The sequence below is a fragment of the Mesorhizobium sp. Cs1321R2N1 genome, assembly GCF_037179725.1.
In the GTDB taxonomy this organism is placed as follows: domain Bacteria; phylum Pseudomonadota; class Alphaproteobacteria; order Rhizobiales; family Rhizobiaceae; genus Mesorhizobium; species Mesorhizobium salmacidum.
Window position 1 is genome coordinate 1 of record NZ_JAPYKP010000124.1, and the last position, 18174, is coordinate 18174.

18 protein-coding genes are annotated in these 18174 nt (G+C 63.0%); 11 read left to right on the plus strand and 7 right to left on the minus strand.

Going from position 1 to position 18174, the window contains the following annotated elements:
• The 3 genes from O7A61_RS24460 to O7A61_RS24470 form a co-directional block, all read right to left on the minus strand.
• The coding region (locus tag O7A61_RS24460; RefSeq protein WP_337132005.1) for a chromosome segregation SMC family protein at positions 1-844 on the minus strand (844 nt) is incomplete at its 3' end.
• 123 nt (positions 845-967) lie between these two features.
• The gene (locus tag O7A61_RS24465; protein WP_140507764.1) at positions 968-1711 is read right to left on the minus strand and encodes a DsbA family protein; all 744 of its coding nucleotides are present in this window, start codon (positions 1709-1711) and stop codon (positions 968-970) included.
• Between the two features lie 164 nt (positions 1712-1875).
• On the minus strand, positions 1876-2376 hold the full coding sequence (locus tag O7A61_RS24470; protein WP_027142382.1) for a DUF721 domain-containing protein: 501 nt from the start codon (positions 2374-2376) through the stop codon (positions 1876-1878).
• 53 nt (positions 2377-2429) lie between these two features.
• Here O7A61_RS24470 and mutY point away from each other — a divergent pair, with 53 nt between their 5' ends.
• Together mutY and O7A61_RS24480 are read left to right on the plus strand one after the other, a co-directional pair.
• A complete protein-coding gene (gene mutY / locus O7A61_RS24475; RefSeq protein WP_337132008.1) occupies positions 2430-3569 on the plus strand; it encodes an A/G-specific adenine glycosylase in 1140 nt (379 codons plus the stop codon).
• Entirely contained in the window at positions 3562-4173 is a 612-nt protein-coding gene (locus tag O7A61_RS24480) for an HAD family hydrolase (RefSeq protein ID WP_027142380.1), read from the plus strand. The genes mutY and O7A61_RS24480 overlap by 8 nt, the downstream gene beginning before the upstream one ends.
• Before the next feature lie 65 nt (positions 4174-4238).
• On the opposite strand, the gene O7A61_RS24485 is transcribed toward O7A61_RS24480, so the two are convergent.
• On the minus strand, positions 4239-5372 hold the full coding sequence (locus O7A61_RS24485; protein WP_337132010.1) for a site-specific DNA-methyltransferase: 1134 nt from the start codon (positions 5370-5372) through the stop codon (positions 4239-4241).
• Positions 5373-5549: 177 nt separating this feature from the next.
• Here O7A61_RS24485 and O7A61_RS24490 point away from each other — a divergent pair, with 177 nt between their 5' ends.
• Complete coding sequence (locus tag O7A61_RS24490; protein ID WP_027142378.1) at positions 5550-6239, plus strand: HAD family hydrolase; 690 nt, start codon at positions 5550-5552, stop codon at positions 6237-6239.
• Between the two features lie 145 nt (positions 6240-6384).
• On the opposite strand, the gene O7A61_RS24495 is transcribed toward O7A61_RS24490, so the two are convergent.
• Positions 6385-6846: a cupin domain-containing protein gene (locus O7A61_RS24495; RefSeq protein WP_337107928.1), complete on the minus strand. Its 462-nt coding sequence runs from the start codon at positions 6844-6846 to the stop codon at positions 6385-6387.
• Positions 6847-6955: 109 nt separating this feature from the next.
• On the opposite strand from O7A61_RS24495, the gene O7A61_RS24500 reads away from it, so the two are divergent.
• Entirely contained in the window at positions 6956-8518 is a 1563-nt protein-coding gene (locus tag O7A61_RS24500) for a winged helix-turn-helix domain-containing tetratricopeptide repeat protein (protein ID WP_337132013.1), read from the plus strand.
• Positions 8519-8615: 97 nt separating this feature from the next.
• Here O7A61_RS24500 and O7A61_RS24505 read toward each other — a convergent pair whose 3' ends face one another.
• A complete protein-coding gene (locus tag O7A61_RS24505; RefSeq protein WP_337132016.1) occupies positions 8616-9341 on the minus strand; it encodes a hypothetical protein in 726 nt (241 codons plus the stop codon).
• A 130-nt stretch (positions 9342-9471) separates the two neighbouring features.
• On the opposite strand from O7A61_RS24505, the gene thrC reads away from it, so the two are divergent.
• The 4 genes from thrC to O7A61_RS24525 are packed head-to-tail and all read left to right on the plus strand — an operon-like array spanning position 9472 to position 15673.
• Positions 9472-10866, plus strand: a complete 1395-nt coding sequence (thrC, locus tag O7A61_RS24510) for a threonine synthase (RefSeq protein ID WP_337132018.1) — start codon at positions 9472-9474, stop codon at positions 10864-10866.
• Positions 10867-10880: 14 nt separating this feature from the next.
• Complete coding sequence (locus O7A61_RS24515; RefSeq protein ID WP_337132020.1) at positions 10881-12173, plus strand: M16 family metallopeptidase; 1293 nt, start codon at positions 10881-10883, stop codon at positions 12171-12173.
• A 12-nt stretch (positions 12174-12185) separates the two neighbouring features.
• Positions 12186-12782 (plus strand): GNAT family N-acetyltransferase, encoded by a 597-nt coding sequence (locus O7A61_RS24520; protein WP_337132022.1) that lies wholly within the window; start codon positions 12186-12188, stop codon positions 12780-12782.
• 2 nt (positions 12783-12784) lie between these two features.
• Positions 12785-15673, plus strand: coding sequence for an EAL domain-containing protein (locus tag O7A61_RS24525; RefSeq protein ID WP_127873126.1), 2889 nt, complete (start codon positions 12785-12787; stop codon positions 15671-15673).
• A 7-nt stretch (positions 15674-15680) separates the two neighbouring features.
• Here O7A61_RS24525 and O7A61_RS24530 read toward each other — a convergent pair whose 3' ends face one another.
• On the minus strand, positions 15681-16289 hold the full coding sequence (locus O7A61_RS24530) for a YqgE/AlgH family protein (protein ID WP_027142370.1): 609 nt from the start codon (positions 16287-16289) through the stop codon (positions 15681-15683).
• A 173-nt stretch (positions 16290-16462) separates the two neighbouring features.
• Between O7A61_RS24530 and O7A61_RS24535 the strand changes: the two genes are divergently transcribed.
• From O7A61_RS24535 to O7A61_RS24545, 3 genes are all read left to right on the plus strand, one after another.
• Positions 16463-17269, plus strand: coding sequence for a protein-disulfide reductase DsbD domain-containing protein (locus O7A61_RS24535; protein ID WP_337132027.1), 807 nt, complete (start codon positions 16463-16465; stop codon positions 17267-17269).
• 186 nt (positions 17270-17455) lie between these two features.
• Positions 17456-17938, plus strand: a complete 483-nt coding sequence (locus O7A61_RS24540) for a peroxiredoxin (protein WP_015318782.1) — start codon at positions 17456-17458, stop codon at positions 17936-17938.
• 94 nt (positions 17939-18032) lie between these two features.
• The coding region (locus O7A61_RS24545; protein ID WP_337132030.1) for a DUF2938 family protein at positions 18033-18174 on the plus strand (142 nt) is incomplete at its 3' end.

An 18174-nucleotide genomic window follows, 5' to 3' on the forward strand; every position in this document is an offset into this window, starting at 1 on the left:
GGTCGGGCAAGCGATGGGCGGAGATGCCCTGCTCCTTGGCCGCGTTCATCTGCGTGGCGGCGCGGTCGCCGACGAACGCCGTGGCCGTCGCCAGTGCCGAACGCGCCTCGCCTTCCTGCGTCTTGGCCAACGTCCAGCGCAGATGCAAGAGCGTTGCTTCGGCCTTGCGAATGTCGGCCGACAGATTCTTGAAGCGGGAAGCCTGGCGCGCTTGGCGCTTCAGGCTTTCGATCTGGCTTTCCAGTTCGCCGACGACATCGTCCAGGCGTTCGAGATTTTGCTCGGCCGCCTTAAGCCGCAGTTCCGCCTCGTGGCGGCGGGTGTGCAGGCCGGAAATGCCGGCCGCCTCTTCGAGCAGCGCGCGGCGCGCCTGCGGCTTGGCCTGGATCAGTTCACCGATACGGCCCTGCCCGACCATCGAGGGCGAGCGCGCGCCGGTCGACTGGTCGGCGAACAGAAGCTGCACGTCCTTGGCGCGCGCTTCCTTGCCGTTGATGCGGTAGAGCGAGCCGGCCTCGCGCTCGATACGGCGCGACACCTGCAGTTCGTCGGCATCGTTGAAGGCTGATGGAGCCGAGCGGTCGCTGTTGTCGAGGAAAAGCGTAACTTCGGCGGTGTTGCGGGCGGGGCGCGTGCCCGAGCCGGAAAAGATCACGTCGTCCATGCCGGACGCGCGCATGTTCTTGTAGGAGCTTTCGCCCATCACCCAGCGCAGCGCCTCGACGAGGTTCGACTTGCCGCACCCGTTCGGCCCGACAATGCCGGTCAGGCCGCGTTCGATGACGAACTCGCCGGGTTCGACGAAGGACTTGAAACCAAGGAGGCGGAGGCGCGAAAACTTCATTCACGCGCCTCATACACCGGTTCCGCAAAACTGTACCGAGGTTTTGCGACAGGGCGCATAGCGCGCGAGCAGATAGAGAGGCAAGCAGCGCCGGAGCGCTGCCGCTTCGGCGCTGAGCTGATGTCAGAGCAGAGGGTCGATGATAGCCGACATTTCCTCAATCGACATCGCCCCTTTGTAGGTCTTACCGTTGATGAAGAAGGTCGGTGTCGAGTCGACCTTGAATTCATTGGCGCCACGCTTCTGGACCGATCTCACATCGTCCAGAAGTTTCTGGTCCGTCAAGCAGGCCTCGAAGGACTCCTGTGTAAAACCGGCGAGCTTGGAGATTTGCAGCAGCGCATCCTTGGTGTTGGACACGCCGACCCAATTCGCCTGCTGCCGGAACAGGACATCGACCATCGGGAAATAGTTGTCCTTGGCGCAGCGCGCCAGCATGAAACCGGCCTCGGCGCTCGGATCGAACGGGAATTCGCGCAGGATGTAACGGGCCTTGCCGGTATCGATGTACTTGGTCTTCAAATCCGGAAAGGTGGTCTCGGCGAAATGCGCGCAGTGCGGGCAGGTCATCGAGGCATATTCGACGATGGTGACCTTGGCGTCATCCTTGCCGAGCTGCTTGTCGGGCAGCGCGCCCGGCTTCATCAGTTCGGTCATGTCGACGGTGCCCTGCGCCTCCGGCACCTGGACCGCGGCGGGCGTGGCCGGCTTTGCGGGCGCCGCCGGGTCCGCGGGCTTCACATCCGCAGCCTTGGCCTGTTCGCCGGAATCGCTGCAGGCGGCGAGCAGGGCCACCGCCGGGATGGCGGCCAGCGAAGTCAGGACGTTTCTGCGAGAGAAGCTTTGGCCAAACGGGGTGCGGCTCATACGAATCACCTGATAAGAGTTGGATTTTGCAATGCAATGGCACGAAAAAGCGAGAGTTGGCGCGAATTAAGGCATCCCTGTCCCCAATCCAATCGCGAAACCTGACGAGGGTGATCACGAATGCGAGAGATTAACGACAAACCTATGACCGTTGCCAGTCATAACTAGGCTTTCCTTGCGCCCAGAATGGTCGCACCCAGCCGTTCCAGCGAGGCGCGCAGCCCGTCATCCTCGATCAAGCCGACAGTATCGGCCAATTTCGCCTTTTCCGCCGCGCTCAGCGGCCTGAGGGCAGGTTTGGGCCGGGCTCTTCCCGAGCTTACCGGCTTCTGCACGATCCTGATCCGGCCTATCGCCCTGAAACCCAGGAAGGCGTTCACCCGGTTGATGATCTCGCCGGTCTCGTGCTGCAGATGAAGCGCGGCCATGCCTTCGCAGGCGATGACCAGCACGGCCGGCTCGAACGGATCGTCTTCGTGCAGGCGGCGGGGCCACTGGATCTTTTCGGGCCGCGAGTGGATGGCCAGGCGCGGCCCGGCAATCTCTTCCCAGGACTGGACAAGACCGATCGATATGCCTGCCCGCTTGCGCAGCACCGGATCGAGGATCTCGGTGGCGAGGTCGCTCACCGGAACGGGATTGCCGAAGGGCCTTTTCCCTGCCATGTGCGTTCTCCAGCCACGACCCAGCAGATACCGGCCAGGCCAACGCAAGATCAATGGCACCAGCAGACCAGACCCGCAAGGCCCTGACCAGCAAGGCCATCTCAGACGATACGGCGTCACGCCTGCTCGCCTGGTACGACGCACATCATCGCGAATTGCCGTGGCGCGTGACGCCGCGCGAGCATGCACGCGGTGTGCGGCCCGACCCCTACCGCATCTGGCTGTCCGAAGTGATGCTGCAGCAGACCACCGTCGAAGCGGTGAAATCCTATTTCCGCGCCTTTGTCGAGAAATGGCCCGACGTCGAAGCGCTGGCAGCGGCGCCGACCGAGGATGTGATGAAAGCCTGGGCGGGGCTCGGCTATTACTCCCGCGCCCGCAATCTCAAGGCCTGTGCCGATCTGGTGGCGGCACGCGGCGGCCGGTTTCCAGATACCGAGACCGAACTTCGAGAATTGCCGGGGATCGGCGCCTATACGTCGGCGGCCATCACGGCAATCGCCTTCGACCGTCCCGCGGCGGTTGTCGACGGCAATGTCGAACGCGTCATCTCAAGGCTGTTTTCGATCACGACGCCGCTGAGCGAAGCCAAGACCGAGATACGAGCCCATGTCGAGCGCATGGTGCCGGCGACAAGGCCCGGCGACTTCGCCCAGGCGATGATGGATCTCGGCGCGACGATCTGCACGCCGCGCCGGCCGCGCTGCATGCTGTGCCCGCTGCGCGAGGACTGCAGCGCCGTCATTGCAGGCGACCCCGAGAATTTCCCGGTGCGGCTGCCAAAAGCCGACAAACCGCTGCGGCGCGGCGCGGCTTTCGTGGCCACACGTGAGGACGGCGCCATTCTTTTGCGCAAGCGGCCGGAAAAGGGCCTGCTTGGCGGCATGACGGAAGTGCCGACCACCGCCTGGACGGCGCGGGCGGACGGAGCCACCACGCAAGCGGCGGCGCCCTTTCCTGGCAACTGGCTGGGCGCCGGAAAAATCACGCATGTCTTCACCCATTTCGCGCTCGAACTCGAAGTCTTTCGCGCCCACATCAAAGGTGATGCACCGGCAGGGTATTTCTGGTCGCCGGCCCATGAGATTTCAGGCGAGGCGCTGCCCACTGTCATGAAAAAGGCAATCGAGACTGCGATACCCGGCGCGACGAAAAAGCCGTCGCCATTGAGTGCAAAGAGGCCCCATGACTGAAATCCGCCACATCGTTTTCGACATCGGCCGCGTGCTGATCCATTACGATCCGAACATTCCGTTCAGCCGCCTCATTCCCGATGCCGAAGAGCGAAAGTGGTTCTTCGACAATGTCTGCACGCATGACTGGAACATCGAACAGGATCGCGGCCGGACGTGGGAAGAGGCCGAAGCGCTGCTGATCGCGGAGCATCCCGAGCACGCCGAAAACATCCGCAATTTCCGCCGCCACTGGCACGAGATGGTTCCGCATGCCTATGACGACAGCGTCGCCATCATGCTCGGCCTGATCGACAGCGGCCACGATGTGACGATGCTGACCAACTTTGCCTCCGACACGCTGGCAGAAGCGCGCGAACGCTTCGATTTCCTCGATCGTCCGCGCGGCGTCACCATTTCCGGCGAGATCGGCAAGATAAAGCCGGACCGCGGCATTTACGACCACCACGTGGCCGCGTTCGGCCTCGAACCGTCGGCGACACTGTTCATCGACGACAGCCAGAAAAATGTCGACGGCGCCAAGGCCGCCGGCTGGCAAGCGGTGCTGTTCACCGATGCCAGTACGCTTCAGGCAGATCTTGAACGCTTTGGAATCAAGGCGTGATCTCTATCGCTTGCGGCGATCCGTTGAGAGTTTGAATCAACGAATATGATGCAAGCGGCAGGGGGTCAGCCCCCTGCCAGTTCCATGCCGAGGCGGGCGATGCGACGCAGTTCGTCGATCGGGGTCAATCCGCCGCTGCGCTCATAATGCCAGAAGGTCCAGCCGTTGCAGGCGTCCAGCCCCTGCACCTCGGCGCCGATCTTGTGGATCGAGCCGGCGCTGTCGCCGATCGCCACCGTGCCATCGGCGCGAACCTTGGCGGCCCAGCGCTTCTTGGCGTCGTAGAGCGTGGCGCCGGGCGTCACCAGCCCAGTGTCGATCAGGCTGACGAAGGCGACGCGCGGCTCGGCGCGTTTGCCGGTAAGCACGGTAAGATCCGCTTCGTCGAATGGCCGCACGGCATTGATGCGCTCATTGGCGGCGTCGATATAGGCCTGCTCGCGCTCGATGCCGACGAAGTGGCGGCCGAGGCGCTTGGCCACGGCACCCGTCGTACCGGAGCCGAAGAACGGGTCGAGCACGACGTCACCCGGCTTGGTCGAGGCCATCATGATACGGGCAAGCAGCGCCTCGGGCTTCTGCGTCGGATGCAGCTTGTCGCCATTGTCGTTCTTCAGGCGCTCGCCCCCGGTGCAGATCGGGAACAGCCAGTCGGAACGCATCTGGATATCGTCGTTCGACGCCTTCAGCGCTTCATAGTTGAAGGTATAGCCCTTGCCCTTCTGATCGCGGGAGGCCCAGATCATCGTCTCATGCGCGTTCTGGAAGCGGCGGCCGCGGAAATTCGGCATCGGATTGGTCTTGCGCCAGACCACGTCATTGAGGATCCAGAAGCCGAGATCCTGCATCTTGGCGCCGACCCGGAAGATGTTGTGGTAGGAGCCGATGACCCAGATCGTGCCGTTGGGCTTCAGCACGCGGCGCGCCGCCAGCAGCCAGGCGCGGGTGAAGGCGTCATAGGCCTCAAAACTCTCGAACTGGTCCCAGTCGTCATCGACCGCGTCGACCTTGGACTGGTCGGGACGGTGCAGATCGCCGTCCAGCTGCAGATTGTAGGGCGGATCGGCAAAGATGACGTCGATCGACTTTTCCGGCAGGCGGTCAAGGGCCGCGACGCAGTCGCCTTTCAGGATGGTGTCCAGCCATTCGGACTGCTGGGGAGCGTGGGAGAGCTCGTCGAGAAGACGCACGGCTGACATTTTTACACCCAAGGCACGCGTTACTGTTTACTCCCCGTTATGGTTACCGATCAGCGTAAATATTCGGTGAAGGCGCGCGGATGGCCACCAGATTTGCGAAGGTCCGGCCGTTGGTGTATGCCGCGCCGCTTGGGCCCTGAGTGGCCATCCCCTCCATCCTCCATCGTCCGGATCACCATGCCTCAGCCAGATCTTGTCATCTTCGATTGCGACGGCGTGCTCGTCGATTCCGAAATCATCGCCGCGCGGGTCGAGGCCGAATTGATCACCCTGGCCGGATATGAAATCTCGGCGGAGGAGATTGCCGAAACCTATGCCGGCCTGACCTTCAAGGACATCCTGATCCGGATCGAGGAGAAGTCCAAAATCCCGTTTCAGGTGTCGCTGATCGATCGCGCCGAGGAACTGGTCGACCGCAAACTGCGCAGCGACGTGCGTGCCATCGAGGGTGTGCGCGAAGCGGTCGCCTCGGTCACGGCGCAGCGCTGCATCTGCTCCAATTCACGTTCGGAGCGGATCGAGTTCATGCTGGAGAAGGTGCATCTGCTGCCATTCTTCGCCGGGCGCATCTTCTCGGCGATGGAGACGCCGACCGGAAAGACCAAGCCGGCTCCGGACGTGTTCCTGCATGCCGCCGAAAAGCTCGCCGCCAACCCGGCGAACACCTTCGTCATCGAGGATTCCGTGCACGGCGTCACCGGCGCCAAGGCCGCCGGCATGCGCGTGATCGGTTTTACGGGCGCCAGCCACAGCTATCCCGGCCATGCCGATGCCCTGACGGAGGCCGGTGCCGAAACGGTGATCCGCCGCTGGGCGGAGTTGAAAAGCGTGATCGCGGCGCTGTCGGAATGGTCGGAAGACGCTTAGGGCGGCTCGCCGGAAACTCTGCTCGCGAAGATTTTCCAGCGCATCCGCTTAGCCGGTGTCGTTCCCGAAGCGTGTCCGGCGGCTCGCGGTAGAAAGGTCCGAACTCAGAAAAACCCGGAGTGGCCATCGAAGTTTGGTGACGAGCCTACGCGCGCGTCGTCAGAGTCGAGAGTTGGTCAGTGTCATAGCGATTTCGCAGATCGGCGAGCGCTTTTGGATCCGGCGCCCCCCGCGCCGCGAGGCTGGCGAGCTCTTCGAAATAATGCTCATGGCCAGGCGGAGAAACGGTCATCAGCACGCGAGCCGGTTTCTCGCTGACATTGGTGATGTTGTGCGGCACCCCCGGCGGGATGAACAGAAAGGTTCCAGGCGTCGCGCGGATCGTCTCGTCGCCGAAATGCCATTCACACTCGCCGTCGAGCAGATAGAAGGTCTCCTCCTGCACCCGGTGCACATGCCGCCCGGTGGCAAACTGCGGCGGGATCGTCCAATCGAACATGCTGGTGTGCCTGGTATTCTCGCCGGTTACCAGGAAAGCCATGGGATGACCACGCAGCATGACGCCCTTCTTCTCATCGGGCCTGCGGATGAAGGCATTGGCGCTCATATGACCCTCCTTTGGCTGGGCGCATGCTTTTAACAAGCATTTGGCCAACATCGGCCGTTCGTGGCGGAAAGTCATGAATCCGTTCCCAAAAATTTGCTAAAAGACTCTGATGACCGTAAGGGGCGACCTCTACCAGTTCGGCCCGTTCCGCCTCGATCCGGAGGTGGGCATTCTTTTTTGCTGGGGTGAGCCGACCATACTTGGGCAACGCGCCGTCGCGCTGCTGCGCCTGCTGATCCAGAATGCGGGCGTTCCCGTATCCAAGGACGCGCTGATCGAGGCCGGCTGGGGCGGATTGGCGGTTGCCGATAACAATTTGACGGTTCAGATCGCAGCCTTGCGCCGCGTCCTGGCCGACACAGCGAATGTCGAGAGCTGGATCGAAACATTGCCGCGCCGCGGCTATCGCTATGTCGGCCCGGCTGTCACCATGAATGTTCCTGATACTTCGGCCGCCGTCCGTGCCGCGTCGGCACCGACTTTGCCTGAAAAGCCTTCCATCGCGGTCCTGCCGTTCTCCAACTTGACCGGCGATCCGCAGCAGGAATACTTTGCCGATGGAATGGTGGACGACATCATCACAGGCCTGGCACGCATCAAGTGGTTGTTCGTCATCGCCCGAAATTCGACCTTCACCTACAAGGGTCGCGTCGTAGACGTGAAGCAGGTCGGTCGCGAGCTTGGCGTTCGCTATGTCCTCGAAGGCAGTGTGCGCAAGGCCGCCGGTAATGTGCGCGTTACCGGGCAGATGATCGATGCATCGACCGGTGCGCATGTATGGGCCGAGCGCTACGACCGCAGCTCCGAAGACGTCTTTGCGCTTCAAGACGAGATCGCGCTGTCGGCGGTGGGCGCAATTGCGCCCAGCGTGCGGAAAGCCGAAATCGAACGTGTCAGGCGGAAGCGGCCTGACAGTCTCGATGCCTACGATCTCGTGCTGCAAGCCCAGCCCGACGTCGATTCAGGCATGCCGAGGCAGGTGACCAGAGCGCTGCTGCTTCTTGACCGCGCTATCGCGCTCGAACCGACTTATGCGCTGGCACATGGCAATGCCGCGATGTGCCACCATTGCCTGTTTCTTCGCGCCGGGCTGCAGGAGATCCACCGTGCGTCTTCGATCCGGCACGCCCGGTCTGCCATTGTCCATGGCCAGGACGATGCGCTCGCGCTGACCTGGGCCGGCTTTTCCATCGGAATGGATGCGCACGATCGCGCCGCTGCATTCGCCGCATTGGAAGCCGCCCTCGCCATCAGCCCGTCATCGGCGCTGACCTACATTCTTGGCAGCGTCATCCTCGGATGGAGCGGCGAAGCTGAGCGCGCGATAGAATGGAGCGAGCAGGGTATGCGGCTTAGTCCGTTCGATTCGTGGACTTGGGCGGCATTTGACGCTCAAGCAATGAGCCATTTGCTGCGCGGTCGTTACGAAGAAGCTTGCCGTGCGGCCTACAAGTCCGTTCAAGCCAACCCGGCGCACAGTATCACTTATGTGCAACTGGCCGCCGCGCTGGCCAACCTGGACCGGTTGGATGAAGCGAAGGTGGCCGCCACTCGCGTGCTCGAGCTTCAGCCTGGCTTTCGCTACAGCCGCCAGTTCGCAGGCGTGAACTGCGCGCCGGCACTCGCGGAGGCTCTCGGAAGCGCACTACGGCGCGCAGGACTGCCCGAGTAACTCGACGGACTGCATGGGGTTGGCCAGCGACGCGGCCGTTGTCCCCTGCATGTGACGATGCGCCTCGGCAAACTTGCCGCGAGCGCCTGGGCTTCGTTCAGTTCGTTGCCGTGGCTTTCTTCCTCTTGCGCTTCGGCTTGTCGGTCGTTGCCTTGGGCGCGGTTTCATCATAACCGGCATAGGCCTGATAGTCCGCGGCCGTCGGCGCCGGTACGACGATATTGGAATCGGTGAAGACAAACTGGGTGGCGACCGAGGGATCGGTCACCTGAACCTGATACTGGTGGATCTGCGAATAAAGTACATCGGTGCCATGCATGACCGCCGTGCGGATTGGCATGGTGATGGTGCCCGGCGTGAACTTCGGTCCGGGTACGATCTTGCCGGCGACCGCGATTTTCATCGTCAGTTGCCCGTCGGCACGGCTGCAATCGCGGGTCACGTCGCTGATCGACGCCTGATAAATGATCCTCGCCGAATCGTCGGGCGGCGTAGCAGCGGCGGCGTCGGCCGCAGCCTGGGCCGCGGCATCCGCAGCCGCGTCGCCGGTCTTCTTGAGCTTCGGCTTGGGCTTCTGGACCTCGTTGACATAGGTATTGAAGAACGCCGTGCCATCGCGCACCGTCACCCTCGGGCAATAGGCGTTCAGCTGGCTGGCCAGCACCTTGGGATCCTGTGGCGGCGGAGGCGCCGTCGGGTCCTTCTTGCCGAAGCCGAGGTTCAGGATGCCATTGTCGCCTGATTGGCAGCCGGCGGCGGCAAGCATAAAGCCCGTGAGCGCAAGACCCGCCAAAAAACGACCACTTGATATACGAAACGCCATGAAACTGCACTTCCCTCTCGCAAAGCTGGTGACGTATATCAACCGCGCGGCAAAAATGCGACTAGAGCCGGTGCAGAAATTAACCACCTTGTGGTGAACGGAAAAACCAGGCGGCAAACGGATCTGTGACATGCATTATGTGAGTACCCGCGGGGAAGCGCCCGCGCTTGGATTTTCCGACGCCATCCTGGCTGGGCTGGCGCGCGATGGCGGGCTCTATGTGCCGCGCGAATGGCCGCGCTTCTCGGCAGCCGACATCCGCGCCATGCGCGGCCTTGCCTATCCCGACCTCGCCATCCGCGTGTTGACGCCGTTTCTGGGCGGCGAGATCGCCGCGCCGGTCTTCGAGCGCCTCGTCCGCGAAGCCTATGCCACCTTCCGCCATGAGGCTGTCTGCCCGTTGGTGCAGACCGGCGCCAACACTTTTGTCCTCGAACTCTTTCATGGGCCGACACTGGCGTTCAAGGACGTGGCGATGCAGTTGCTTGCCCGGTTGATGGACCATGTGCTTGCCGAACGCGGCCAGCATGCGACCATCGTCGGCGCCACGTCGGGCGATACCGGCGGCGCGGCCATCGATGCCTTTGCCGGGCGCAGCCGCACCGACATCTTCATCCTTTTTCCGCACGGCCGCGTCTCGCCGGTGCAGCAGCGGCAGATGACAACGTCGTCGGCTGAAAATGTCCATGCGCTGGCGATCGAGGGCAATTTCGACGATTGTCAGGGCCTGCTGAAGGATATGTTCAACGATCACGGCTTCCGCGACCGGGTGTCGCTGTCGGGGGTCAATTCGATCAACTGGGCGCGAATCATGGCCCAGATCGTCTATTATTTCTCCTCGGCGCTGTCGCTCGGCGCGCCGGACAGGCCGGTGTCGTTCACGGTGCCGACCGGCAATTTCGGCGATATTTTCGCCGGCTACGCCGCCAAGAAGATGGGCCTGCCGATCGAACGGCTGGTCATCGCCACCAACGACAACGACATATTGGCACGCACCTTCGCGACCGGCGAATACCGCACCAAGGGGGTCTTTGCGACCACCTCGCCGTCGATGGACATCCAGGTTTCCTCGAATTTCGAACGCCTGCTGTTCGAGGCGTCGAACCGCGACGCGGCGACCGTTCGACGTTACATGGCAGGCCTCAAACAATCGGGCGCCTTCACCATCGAAGCCGCGGAAATCGACGGGATGCGGTCCGAATTCGATGCCGGCCGCGCTGACATGGACGAGGTCGCCGCCACCATTCGCTCGACGCTGGCAAACAGCAACTACCTGCTCGATCCGCATACGGCGGCAGCCATGCACGTGGCGGCGGGCAAGGCTGGCGCGGTGCCGATGGTGGTGCTGGGCACCGCCCATCCGGCGAAATTCCCGGCCGCCGTCGAGGCCGCCAGCGGGGTCTCGCCCGCCCTGCCCGCATGGCTGGGGGGATTGATGACATTTGAGGAAAAATACACGGTACTTCCATCCGACCTCAAAATGGTGGAAGATTACGTCAGCCGCCGCGCGCGGGCGGCGCGTTAAGGAGTACGAGCCATATGGGTGTTGAGGTAAGCCGTCTGTCGAACGGCCTGACAGTCGCCACCGAAACCCTTCCAAGTATCGAATCGGTTGCCTTGGGTGCCTGGGTCAAGTCGGGTGCCCGCAATGAACGCGAAGAAGAGCATGGCATGGCCCATTTGCTCGAGCACATGGCGTTCAAGGGGACGAAGCGGCGAAGCGCCTTTGAGATCGCCTCGGAAATCGAGGACGTCGGCGGCGAGATCAATGCCGCCACCAGCGTCGAGACCACATCCTACTACGCCAGGGTGCTCTCCGACGATGTGCCGCTGGCCGTCGACATCCTGTCCGACATCCTGCAGGAGTCCGAATTCGACCCGCAGGAACTCGAGCGCGAGCAGCATGTCATCCTGCAGGAGATCGGCGCCGCCCACGACACGCCAGACGACATCGTCTTTGACCGTTTCACCGAGACGGCCTTCCGCCACCAGACCATTGGCCGCTCGATCCTGGGCACGCCCGAAACCGTAAAATCCTTCACTTCCAAGCAGTTGCACGATTTCATCGAACGCCAGTATGGCGCCGAGCGGATGGTGATCGTGGCCGCGGGCGACATCAAGCACGACAAGTTCGTGCGCGAGGTCGAAAACCGGCTCGGCGGTTTCCGCAGCAAAGCCGACGGCACCATTCCGCAATACGCGCAATATGTGGGCGGGGATTTCCGCGAGGACCGCGACCTGATGGACGCGCAGATCGTGCTGGGCTTCGAGGGCCGCGCCTACCATGTGCGCGATTTCTACGCATCGCAGGTATTGTCGATGATTCTCGGCGGCGGCATGTCATCGCGTCTGTTCCAGGAAGTTCGCGAGAAACGCGGTCTCTGCTACTCGGTCTATGCCTTTCACTGGGGCTTTTCCGACACGGGCATATTCGGCGTCCATGCCGCCACTGGGCAAAGCGACATCGCCAAACTGGTGCCCGTCATCGTCGACGAGTTGCAGAAGGTCGGCGACAGCATCCTGCAGGAAGAACTCGACCGTGCACGCGCGCAGTATCGCGCCGGGCTGATCATGTCCGCCGAAAGCCCGGCCAGCCGCGCCTCGCAGATCGCGCGGCAACTGCTCCTTTTTGGCAGGCCGATCGCAAAGGAAGAGCTGATGGAGCGGCTGGCGGCGCTGACGATCGAGCGCCTGACCGATCTGTCGTCGCGGATGTTCTCGACCAAGCCGACGCTTACCGCTGTCGGGCCCGTGGGTACGCTGGCGCCATACGAGGCGATCCTTGATTCGCTTCCGGGCACGCAGGCCACGGCCCGCAGGCTCGCCGTCTAAGTCCCCAGCGCCGTGTTCGCGCTCCCTTTCTTTCGCCGTGACCTGCCGGCACTGAAGGGCAACCTGGTCACGCTGCGCGTGCCGTTCACCAACGACTACCGCGAGTGGTCGACGGTGCGCGGCGAAAGCCGGGCGTTCCTGGAGCCGTGGGAGCCGCGCTGGACCCCGGACGAACTCGATCGCACGGCATGGCGCCTGCGCATCAGCCGCTATCGCGAGGACTATGCGCAGGGAACCGCGATCGCCTTCTTCATCTTCGAGAAGTCGAGCGGCAAGCTCGCGGGCGGCATCACGCTCGGCAACATACGCCACGGCGTCTCGCAAAGTGGCCATGTCGGCTACTGGATCGGCGAGCGCTTCGGCGGCCGCGGCCTGATGGCCGACACGGTCAAGGTGGTGGCCCGCTTCGCCTTCGATACGCTGAGGTTGCACCGGATCGAAGCCGCCTGTATTCCCGACAATATCAGGTCGATCCGCGTGCTTGAAAAAGCCGGATTCCGGCGCGAAGGACTTCTGCGATCCTATCTCAGGATCAACGGCCTCTGGCAGGACCACTACCTCTACGCCCGGATCGCCGACGATCCGCCGGGCGCTGGAACGAAGGACTGATTTTGACGAATTTCCTGCGAAACGGGCCGCTGTTCGCCTTTCTGCTGGCGACGATGCTGACGCTGTGCGCCGCTTCGTCGGCCTTTGCCGTCGAACCCATCAAGATTGCCCGCGACGATGTCGCGCTCGACCTTTCGCGCGCCGTCGAGATCTACCGCAACCAGGGTGAGAACTTCCAGGTGTCGACCGCGCCCGGGCCGGACGGCATCGTGCGGCGCATCGAGGTCGAGGCCAACGATGCCCGCTCGACCGGCGACTGGGCGGTTTTCGCGCTCGCCAACACTACCGACCAGCAGCTCGACAGGCTGATCGTCGCGCCGCATTTCCGGCTGGTCAATTCCGGCATCTTCTGGCCGGATCTGGGCTCGACGCGCATCGCAGCCATCACGCCCAGCGAAGGCTTCGCGCTCGACCGCCAGACCAGCCCCGACGCCGACGTGTTCCGGGTGACGTTGAACCCCGGCACGGTGATCACCTTCATCGCCGAGCTTGCGTCGCCGAAGCTGCCGCAGGTCTACCTCTGGGATCCGGAATCCTACAAGGACTCGGTCAATTCCTACACGCTGTTTCGTGGCATCGTCATCGGCATCGCAGGCCTTCTGGCGCTGTTCCTGACCATATTGTTCGTCGTCAAGGGGACGTCGATGTTCCCGGCGACGGCGGCCCTTGCCTGGGCGGTGCTTGCCTATATCTGCGTCGATTTCGGCTTCCTCAACAAGGTCATCGAGATTTCGCCCGGCAACGAGCAAATGTGGCGAGCCGGAACGGAGGTGGCGCTGGCGGCGACCTTCGTGGTCTTCCTGTTCGCTTATCTCAACCTCAACCGATGGCATGGCCATTTCAGCTATGGCGCCCTGGTCTGGATTCTGGGCCTGCTGCTGATCGCCGGCGTCGCCATCGTCGATCCGGCGGTTGCCGCCGGCATTGCCCGCATCTCGTTTGCCGCCACGGCGCTGACCGGGCTCGGCCTGATCATCTTCCTCGGTATTCGTGGTTATGACCGAGCGATCATGCTGGTGCCCAGTTGGGTCATGGTGCTGTTATGGCTATGCGGATCGTGGATGGCGATCACCGGCATGCTCGACAACGACATCGCCCAGCCGGCGCTTGGCGGCGGGCTGATCCTGATCATCCTGCTGATCGGCTTCACCGTCATGCAGCACGCCTTTGCAGGCGGTGCGCTGCATCAGGGGCTGTTCTCCGATCTCGAGCGACAGGCGCTGGCCGTCGCCGGGTCGGGCGATACGGTGTGGGACTGGGACGTGCTGCGCGACCGCGTGGTGACCAAACCGGATGTCAGCATCCAGCTCGGCCTTGCCCCCAACAGCCTGGGCGGTGCCGCCCGCAACTGGCTGCCGGTGCTGCATGCCGATGACCGCGACACGTTCCGCACGACGCTCGACGTGGTGCTCGAACACCGCCGTGGCAAGGTGGCGCAGAATTTCCGCCTGCGCGGCGCCGACGGGCACTATCATTGGTTTGCCCTGCGTGCGCGCCCGGTCATCGGGTCGGACGGCGAGGTGATCCGCTGCGTCGGCACCATGGTCGACGTCACCGAACAGAAGAAATCCGAGGAGCGGCTGCTGCACGACGCCGTGCACGACAATCTGACCGGCCTGCCGAACCGCGAATTGTTCATGAACCGGCTGGAGGCGATCATCTCGATCGCCCGCACCGAAGAGAAGGTGCGGCCGACCGTCTTCGTGATCGACATCGACCGCTTCAAGCAGGTCAATGACGGGCTCGGCATCTCGGCCGGCGACACCATCCTGCTTACCATAGCGCGGCGCCTGCACCGGCTGTTGAAGCCGAAGGATTCACTGTCGCGCTTCGCCGGCGACCAGTTCGCGCTGATGCTGCTGTCCGAGCAGGATCCCGCCCGCATCGCCGGCGTGGCCGATGCGATCAAGCATGCGATCAACAATCCGATCACCTTTGCCAAGCGCGAGATCGTGCTGACCGCCTCGATCGGCCTGATCACCTGGACCTCGGCGCAGACCTCGGCCGAGGACATGGTCAAGGATGCGGAGCTCGCCATGCATCAGGCCAAGCGTTTCGGCGGCGACAGGATCGAGCCGTTCCGGCCGGCTTTCCGCACAGTCGGCACCGACCGTCTGCAGTTCGAATCCGACCTGCGTCGCGCCATCGAACGGCGCGAATTCACGCTGGCCTATCAGCCGATCGTGCGCCTGGAAGACGGCAGCGTCGCCGGCTTCGAAGCGTTGCTGCGCTGGGACCATCCACGCCGCGGCATGATCCCGCCGGCCGATTTCATCCCGGTTGCCGAAAGCTGCGGGCTGATCGTGCAGCTTGGGCTGTTTGCCATGCAGCAAGCAGCCGAGGATCTCGCAGGATGGCAAAAGCAGATCGGCGACGCGCCGCTGTCGGTCTCGGTCAACCTGTCCAGCCGCCAGCTCATCCGCCGCGACCTCGTCAGCGATGTGCGTTCCGTGATCGCGCGCGCCAATTTGAAGCCGCGCTGCTTCCGGCTCGAACTCACCGAATCCCTGGTCATGGACAATCCCGAGCAGACGGCCCACGTACTGACCAAGCTGAAGCAGCTCGGCATCGGCCTGTCGCTGGACGATTTCGGCACCGGCTATTCATCGCTCGCCTATCTGACGCGGTTCCCGTTCGACACCATCAAAATCGACAAGAGCTTCGTCGACGACAGCACGCCAAAACGCGCGGTGCTGCTCAAATCCATGGTCAACATGGCGCATGAGCTCGGCCTGTCGGTGGTCGCCGAAGGCATATCAGACGAGCGCGATGCGCTGGAGCTGCGCCAGATGGGCTGCGAATATGTGCAGAGCTTCATGTTCGGCGCGCCGATGCCGGGCGACCAGGTGCTGAAGACGCTGAAGGAGCAGTATCCGCTGACCCAGGCCTGAGAGAATCTCAGGCGTGGCCGGCAGCCAGGCTGAGATGGGCGAGATCGATGCCGATCGAGGCGAGAATCCGGTCGTATTTGCGCTCGATATCGGCGTCGAACAGCAATTCCGGCGTCGCCGGGCAAGTCAGCCAGCCATTTTCGGCGATCTCGGTTTCCAGTTGGCCGGCGCCCCAACCCGAATAGCCGAGCGCCATCAGCGCGCGGCGCGGCCCTCGGCCTGACGATATCGCCCGCAATATGTCGACGGTCGCAGTCAGGCAGATGTCGTCGGAAACGGTGAGCGAGGAGTCCACGCGGTAGTCGCCCGAATGCAGGACGAAGCCCCGGCTGCGGTCGACAGGTCCGCCATTGCGTACGACGAAATCGCGCGCCTGCGCCGGAAGACGGATCGCCTCCAGCTCGTTCATGATGCCGAGCTGCACCAAAAGGTCCGGAAACAGCATCTGCTGCGTCTGGTTGATGATCAGGCCCATCGCGCCCTCATCGCTGTGGGCGCAGATGTAGATGACCGAGCGCGTGAAACGGTCGTCCTTCATGCCAGGCATGGCAATCAGGAATTGATCGTCGAGAAAGCCGCGTCCGGCGGCTGTCTTCTTGTGGCGCAACAAATCCATGCCAGGGAGCGTAACGCGTTTCCCGGGCGCCGAAAAGATGCACAGTACCGGATTCGACCAAAGCCCACATTGCGGGGCCGGCCTTGGCTTGCCCGCGAAGGTCACGCAAATATGATATCAGCAAGGGCCATGAAATCATTGCGCGGCCACGAAGGGACGATCAAATCATCGCCATGCAAAGCTTGAAAATCCTGTTGCTCGGTACTGCCATCGGATCGGCGGCCGCCCTCCCCGCCACCGCCTCCTCATCCGCCTGGTACAACAGCGAAGGCGGCAAGGTGCGGCTTGTGACCAGCGGCAAGCCGGACGACGCCGGCCGCATCCAGGGTGTTCTCGATATCGCGCTCAAACCCGGCTGGAAGACTTACTGGCGCGACCCGGGTGACGCAGGTGTGCCGCCGCAGCTGGACATTTCGGCCAGCACCAATATTGCCGATGCGACACTGTCGTTTCCCGCACCGCAGCGCCACGACGATGGTTATGGCAAATGGGCCGGCTACAACTATCCGGTTTCGCTGCCGGTGACGTTCACGCTGGCGACGCCGGGCCAGCCGGCCGTCATCGATGCCGACATTTTTCTCGGCATTTGTGAAACCATCTGCATCCCGGTGCAGACACGGCTGAGCGTCGACCCAGCTTCCGATCCCGACAATGCCGACGACGCGGCATTGGTAAAGGCGAGTTTCACGGCATTGCCGGCACCTGCAAAACCCGATTTTGGCGTCAAGGTGCTGCCGGGCGATCACGAAACGCTGGTTGTCGAGGCGAGCTTCCCTGGCGATCCGCAGGCAGCGGATTTCTTCGTCGCCGGCGAGCGCGATTATATGTTCGGCACCTCCTCCCGCGCGGAAAAAGACGGCAAGTTGGTCTTCACCGTGCCGATCCTCGATCGCCCCTCGACGACGCCGACGGACGGCGGGCTCCACTACACGCTGACGAGTTCGGCGGGCGCGGTCGAAGGGCTGCTGCCTTTCCCTTGAAGCGCGTCGTATTGAAACGAACCCGTACCATGCGCTCCAAGGTCATCTCCTTGTACATGTCGTTAGCCCAAAACCGCTGCGCACTTTTGGGCGACATGTACTGAAGCTACTGCCGCGATGGTTGCGGGAAGCCACCGAGTTCGCTAGGCAAGCACGCGTCCTTCCCATTCCCCAAGCGAGGAACTCATGACCATCTCCGTTGGCGACAAGCTGCCCGAGGCGACCTTCAAGACCATGACGGCCGACGGCGCGAAGCCGATCACGTCGGCCGAGATTTTTCCGGGCAAGAAAGTGGTGCTGTTCGGCGTTCCCGGCGCCTTCACGCCGACCTGCAGCAATAACCATCTGCCCGGCTATCTCGAGAACCATGACGCGATCCTGGCGCGTGGCGTCGACACCATCGCAGTCGTTTCAGTCAACGACGTCCACGTCATGGGCGCCTGGGCGCGCTTCACCGGCGGCGAAGGCAAGATCCTGTTCCTCGCCGACGGCAATGGCGATTTCGCCAAGGCGGTCGGTCTTGACGCGGACTACTCCGGTGGCGGCATGGGCCTGCGCTCGAAGCGTTTTTCAATGATTATCGACGACGGCAAGGTCACCGCGCTCAATGTCGAGACCAAACCCGGTGTCGATGAGTCAGGCGCGGCTCATATTCTCGGCCAGCTCTGAGCTTCGACGGCCGGTCAGGCGAGGCCGCAACGGCTGGCCTCGCCCGACATGCGGCTGCGCTCCAGAACTGCCGGCTCCCGGAGGGGATTCCAACATGTTTGATATCTTCTGGCGCGCTATCGCGATCGGCGTCGGCGCTACCGTTCTGATGGATATCTGGGCGTTCTTCCTGCACAAGGCGTTTGGCCAGCCACGGCCGAACTGGGGGCCGGTCGGGCGCTGGGTCTGGCACCTCG

What these genes read in the sequence shown, in the direction of transcription:
- O7A61_RS24465 (WP_140507764.1), bottom strand. Translation starts at nt 1,711, where the DNA reads ATGAGCCGCACCCCGTTTGGCCAAAGCTTCTCTCGCAGAAACGTCCTG.
- O7A61_RS24470 (WP_027142382.1), bottom strand. Translation starts at nt 2,376, where the DNA reads ATGGCAGGGAAAAGGCCCTTCGGCAATCCCGTTCCGGTGAGCGACCTC.
- mutY (WP_337132008.1), top strand. Translation starts at nt 2,430, where the DNA reads ATGGCACCAGCAGACCAGACCCGCAAGGCCCTGACCAGCAAGGCCATC.
- O7A61_RS24480 (WP_027142380.1), top strand. Translation starts at nt 3,562, where the DNA reads ATGACTGAAATCCGCCACATCGTTTTCGACATCGGCCGCGTGCTGATC.
- O7A61_RS24485 (WP_337132010.1), bottom strand. Translation starts at nt 5,372, where the DNA reads ATGTCAGCCGTGCGTCTTCTCGACGAGCTCTCCCACGCTCCCCAGCAG.
- O7A61_RS24490 (WP_027142378.1), top strand. Translation starts at nt 5,550, where the DNA reads ATGCCTCAGCCAGATCTTGTCATCTTCGATTGCGACGGCGTGCTCGTC.
- O7A61_RS24495 (WP_337107928.1), bottom strand. Translation starts at nt 6,846, where the DNA reads ATGAGCGCCAATGCCTTCATCCGCAGGCCCGATGAGAAGAAGGGCGTC.
- O7A61_RS24500 (WP_337132013.1), top strand. Translation starts at nt 6,956, where the DNA reads ATGACCGTAAGGGGCGACCTCTACCAGTTCGGCCCGTTCCGCCTCGAT.
- O7A61_RS24505 (WP_337132016.1), bottom strand. Translation starts at nt 9,341, where the DNA reads ATGGCGTTTCGTATATCAAGTGGTCGTTTTTTGGCGGGTCTTGCGCTC.
- thrC (WP_337132018.1), top strand. Translation starts at nt 9,472, where the DNA reads ATGCATTATGTGAGTACCCGCGGGGAAGCGCCCGCGCTTGGATTTTCC.
- O7A61_RS24515 (WP_337132020.1), top strand. Translation starts at nt 10,881, where the DNA reads ATGGGTGTTGAGGTAAGCCGTCTGTCGAACGGCCTGACAGTCGCCACC.
- O7A61_RS24530 (WP_027142370.1), bottom strand. Translation starts at nt 16,289, where the DNA reads ATGGATTTGTTGCGCCACAAGAAGACAGCCGCCGGACGCGGCTTTCTC.
- O7A61_RS24535 (WP_337132027.1), top strand. Translation starts at nt 16,463, where the DNA reads ATGCAAAGCTTGAAAATCCTGTTGCTCGGTACTGCCATCGGATCGGCG.
- O7A61_RS24540 (WP_015318782.1), top strand. Translation starts at nt 17,456, where the DNA reads ATGACCATCTCCGTTGGCGACAAGCTGCCCGAGGCGACCTTCAAGACC.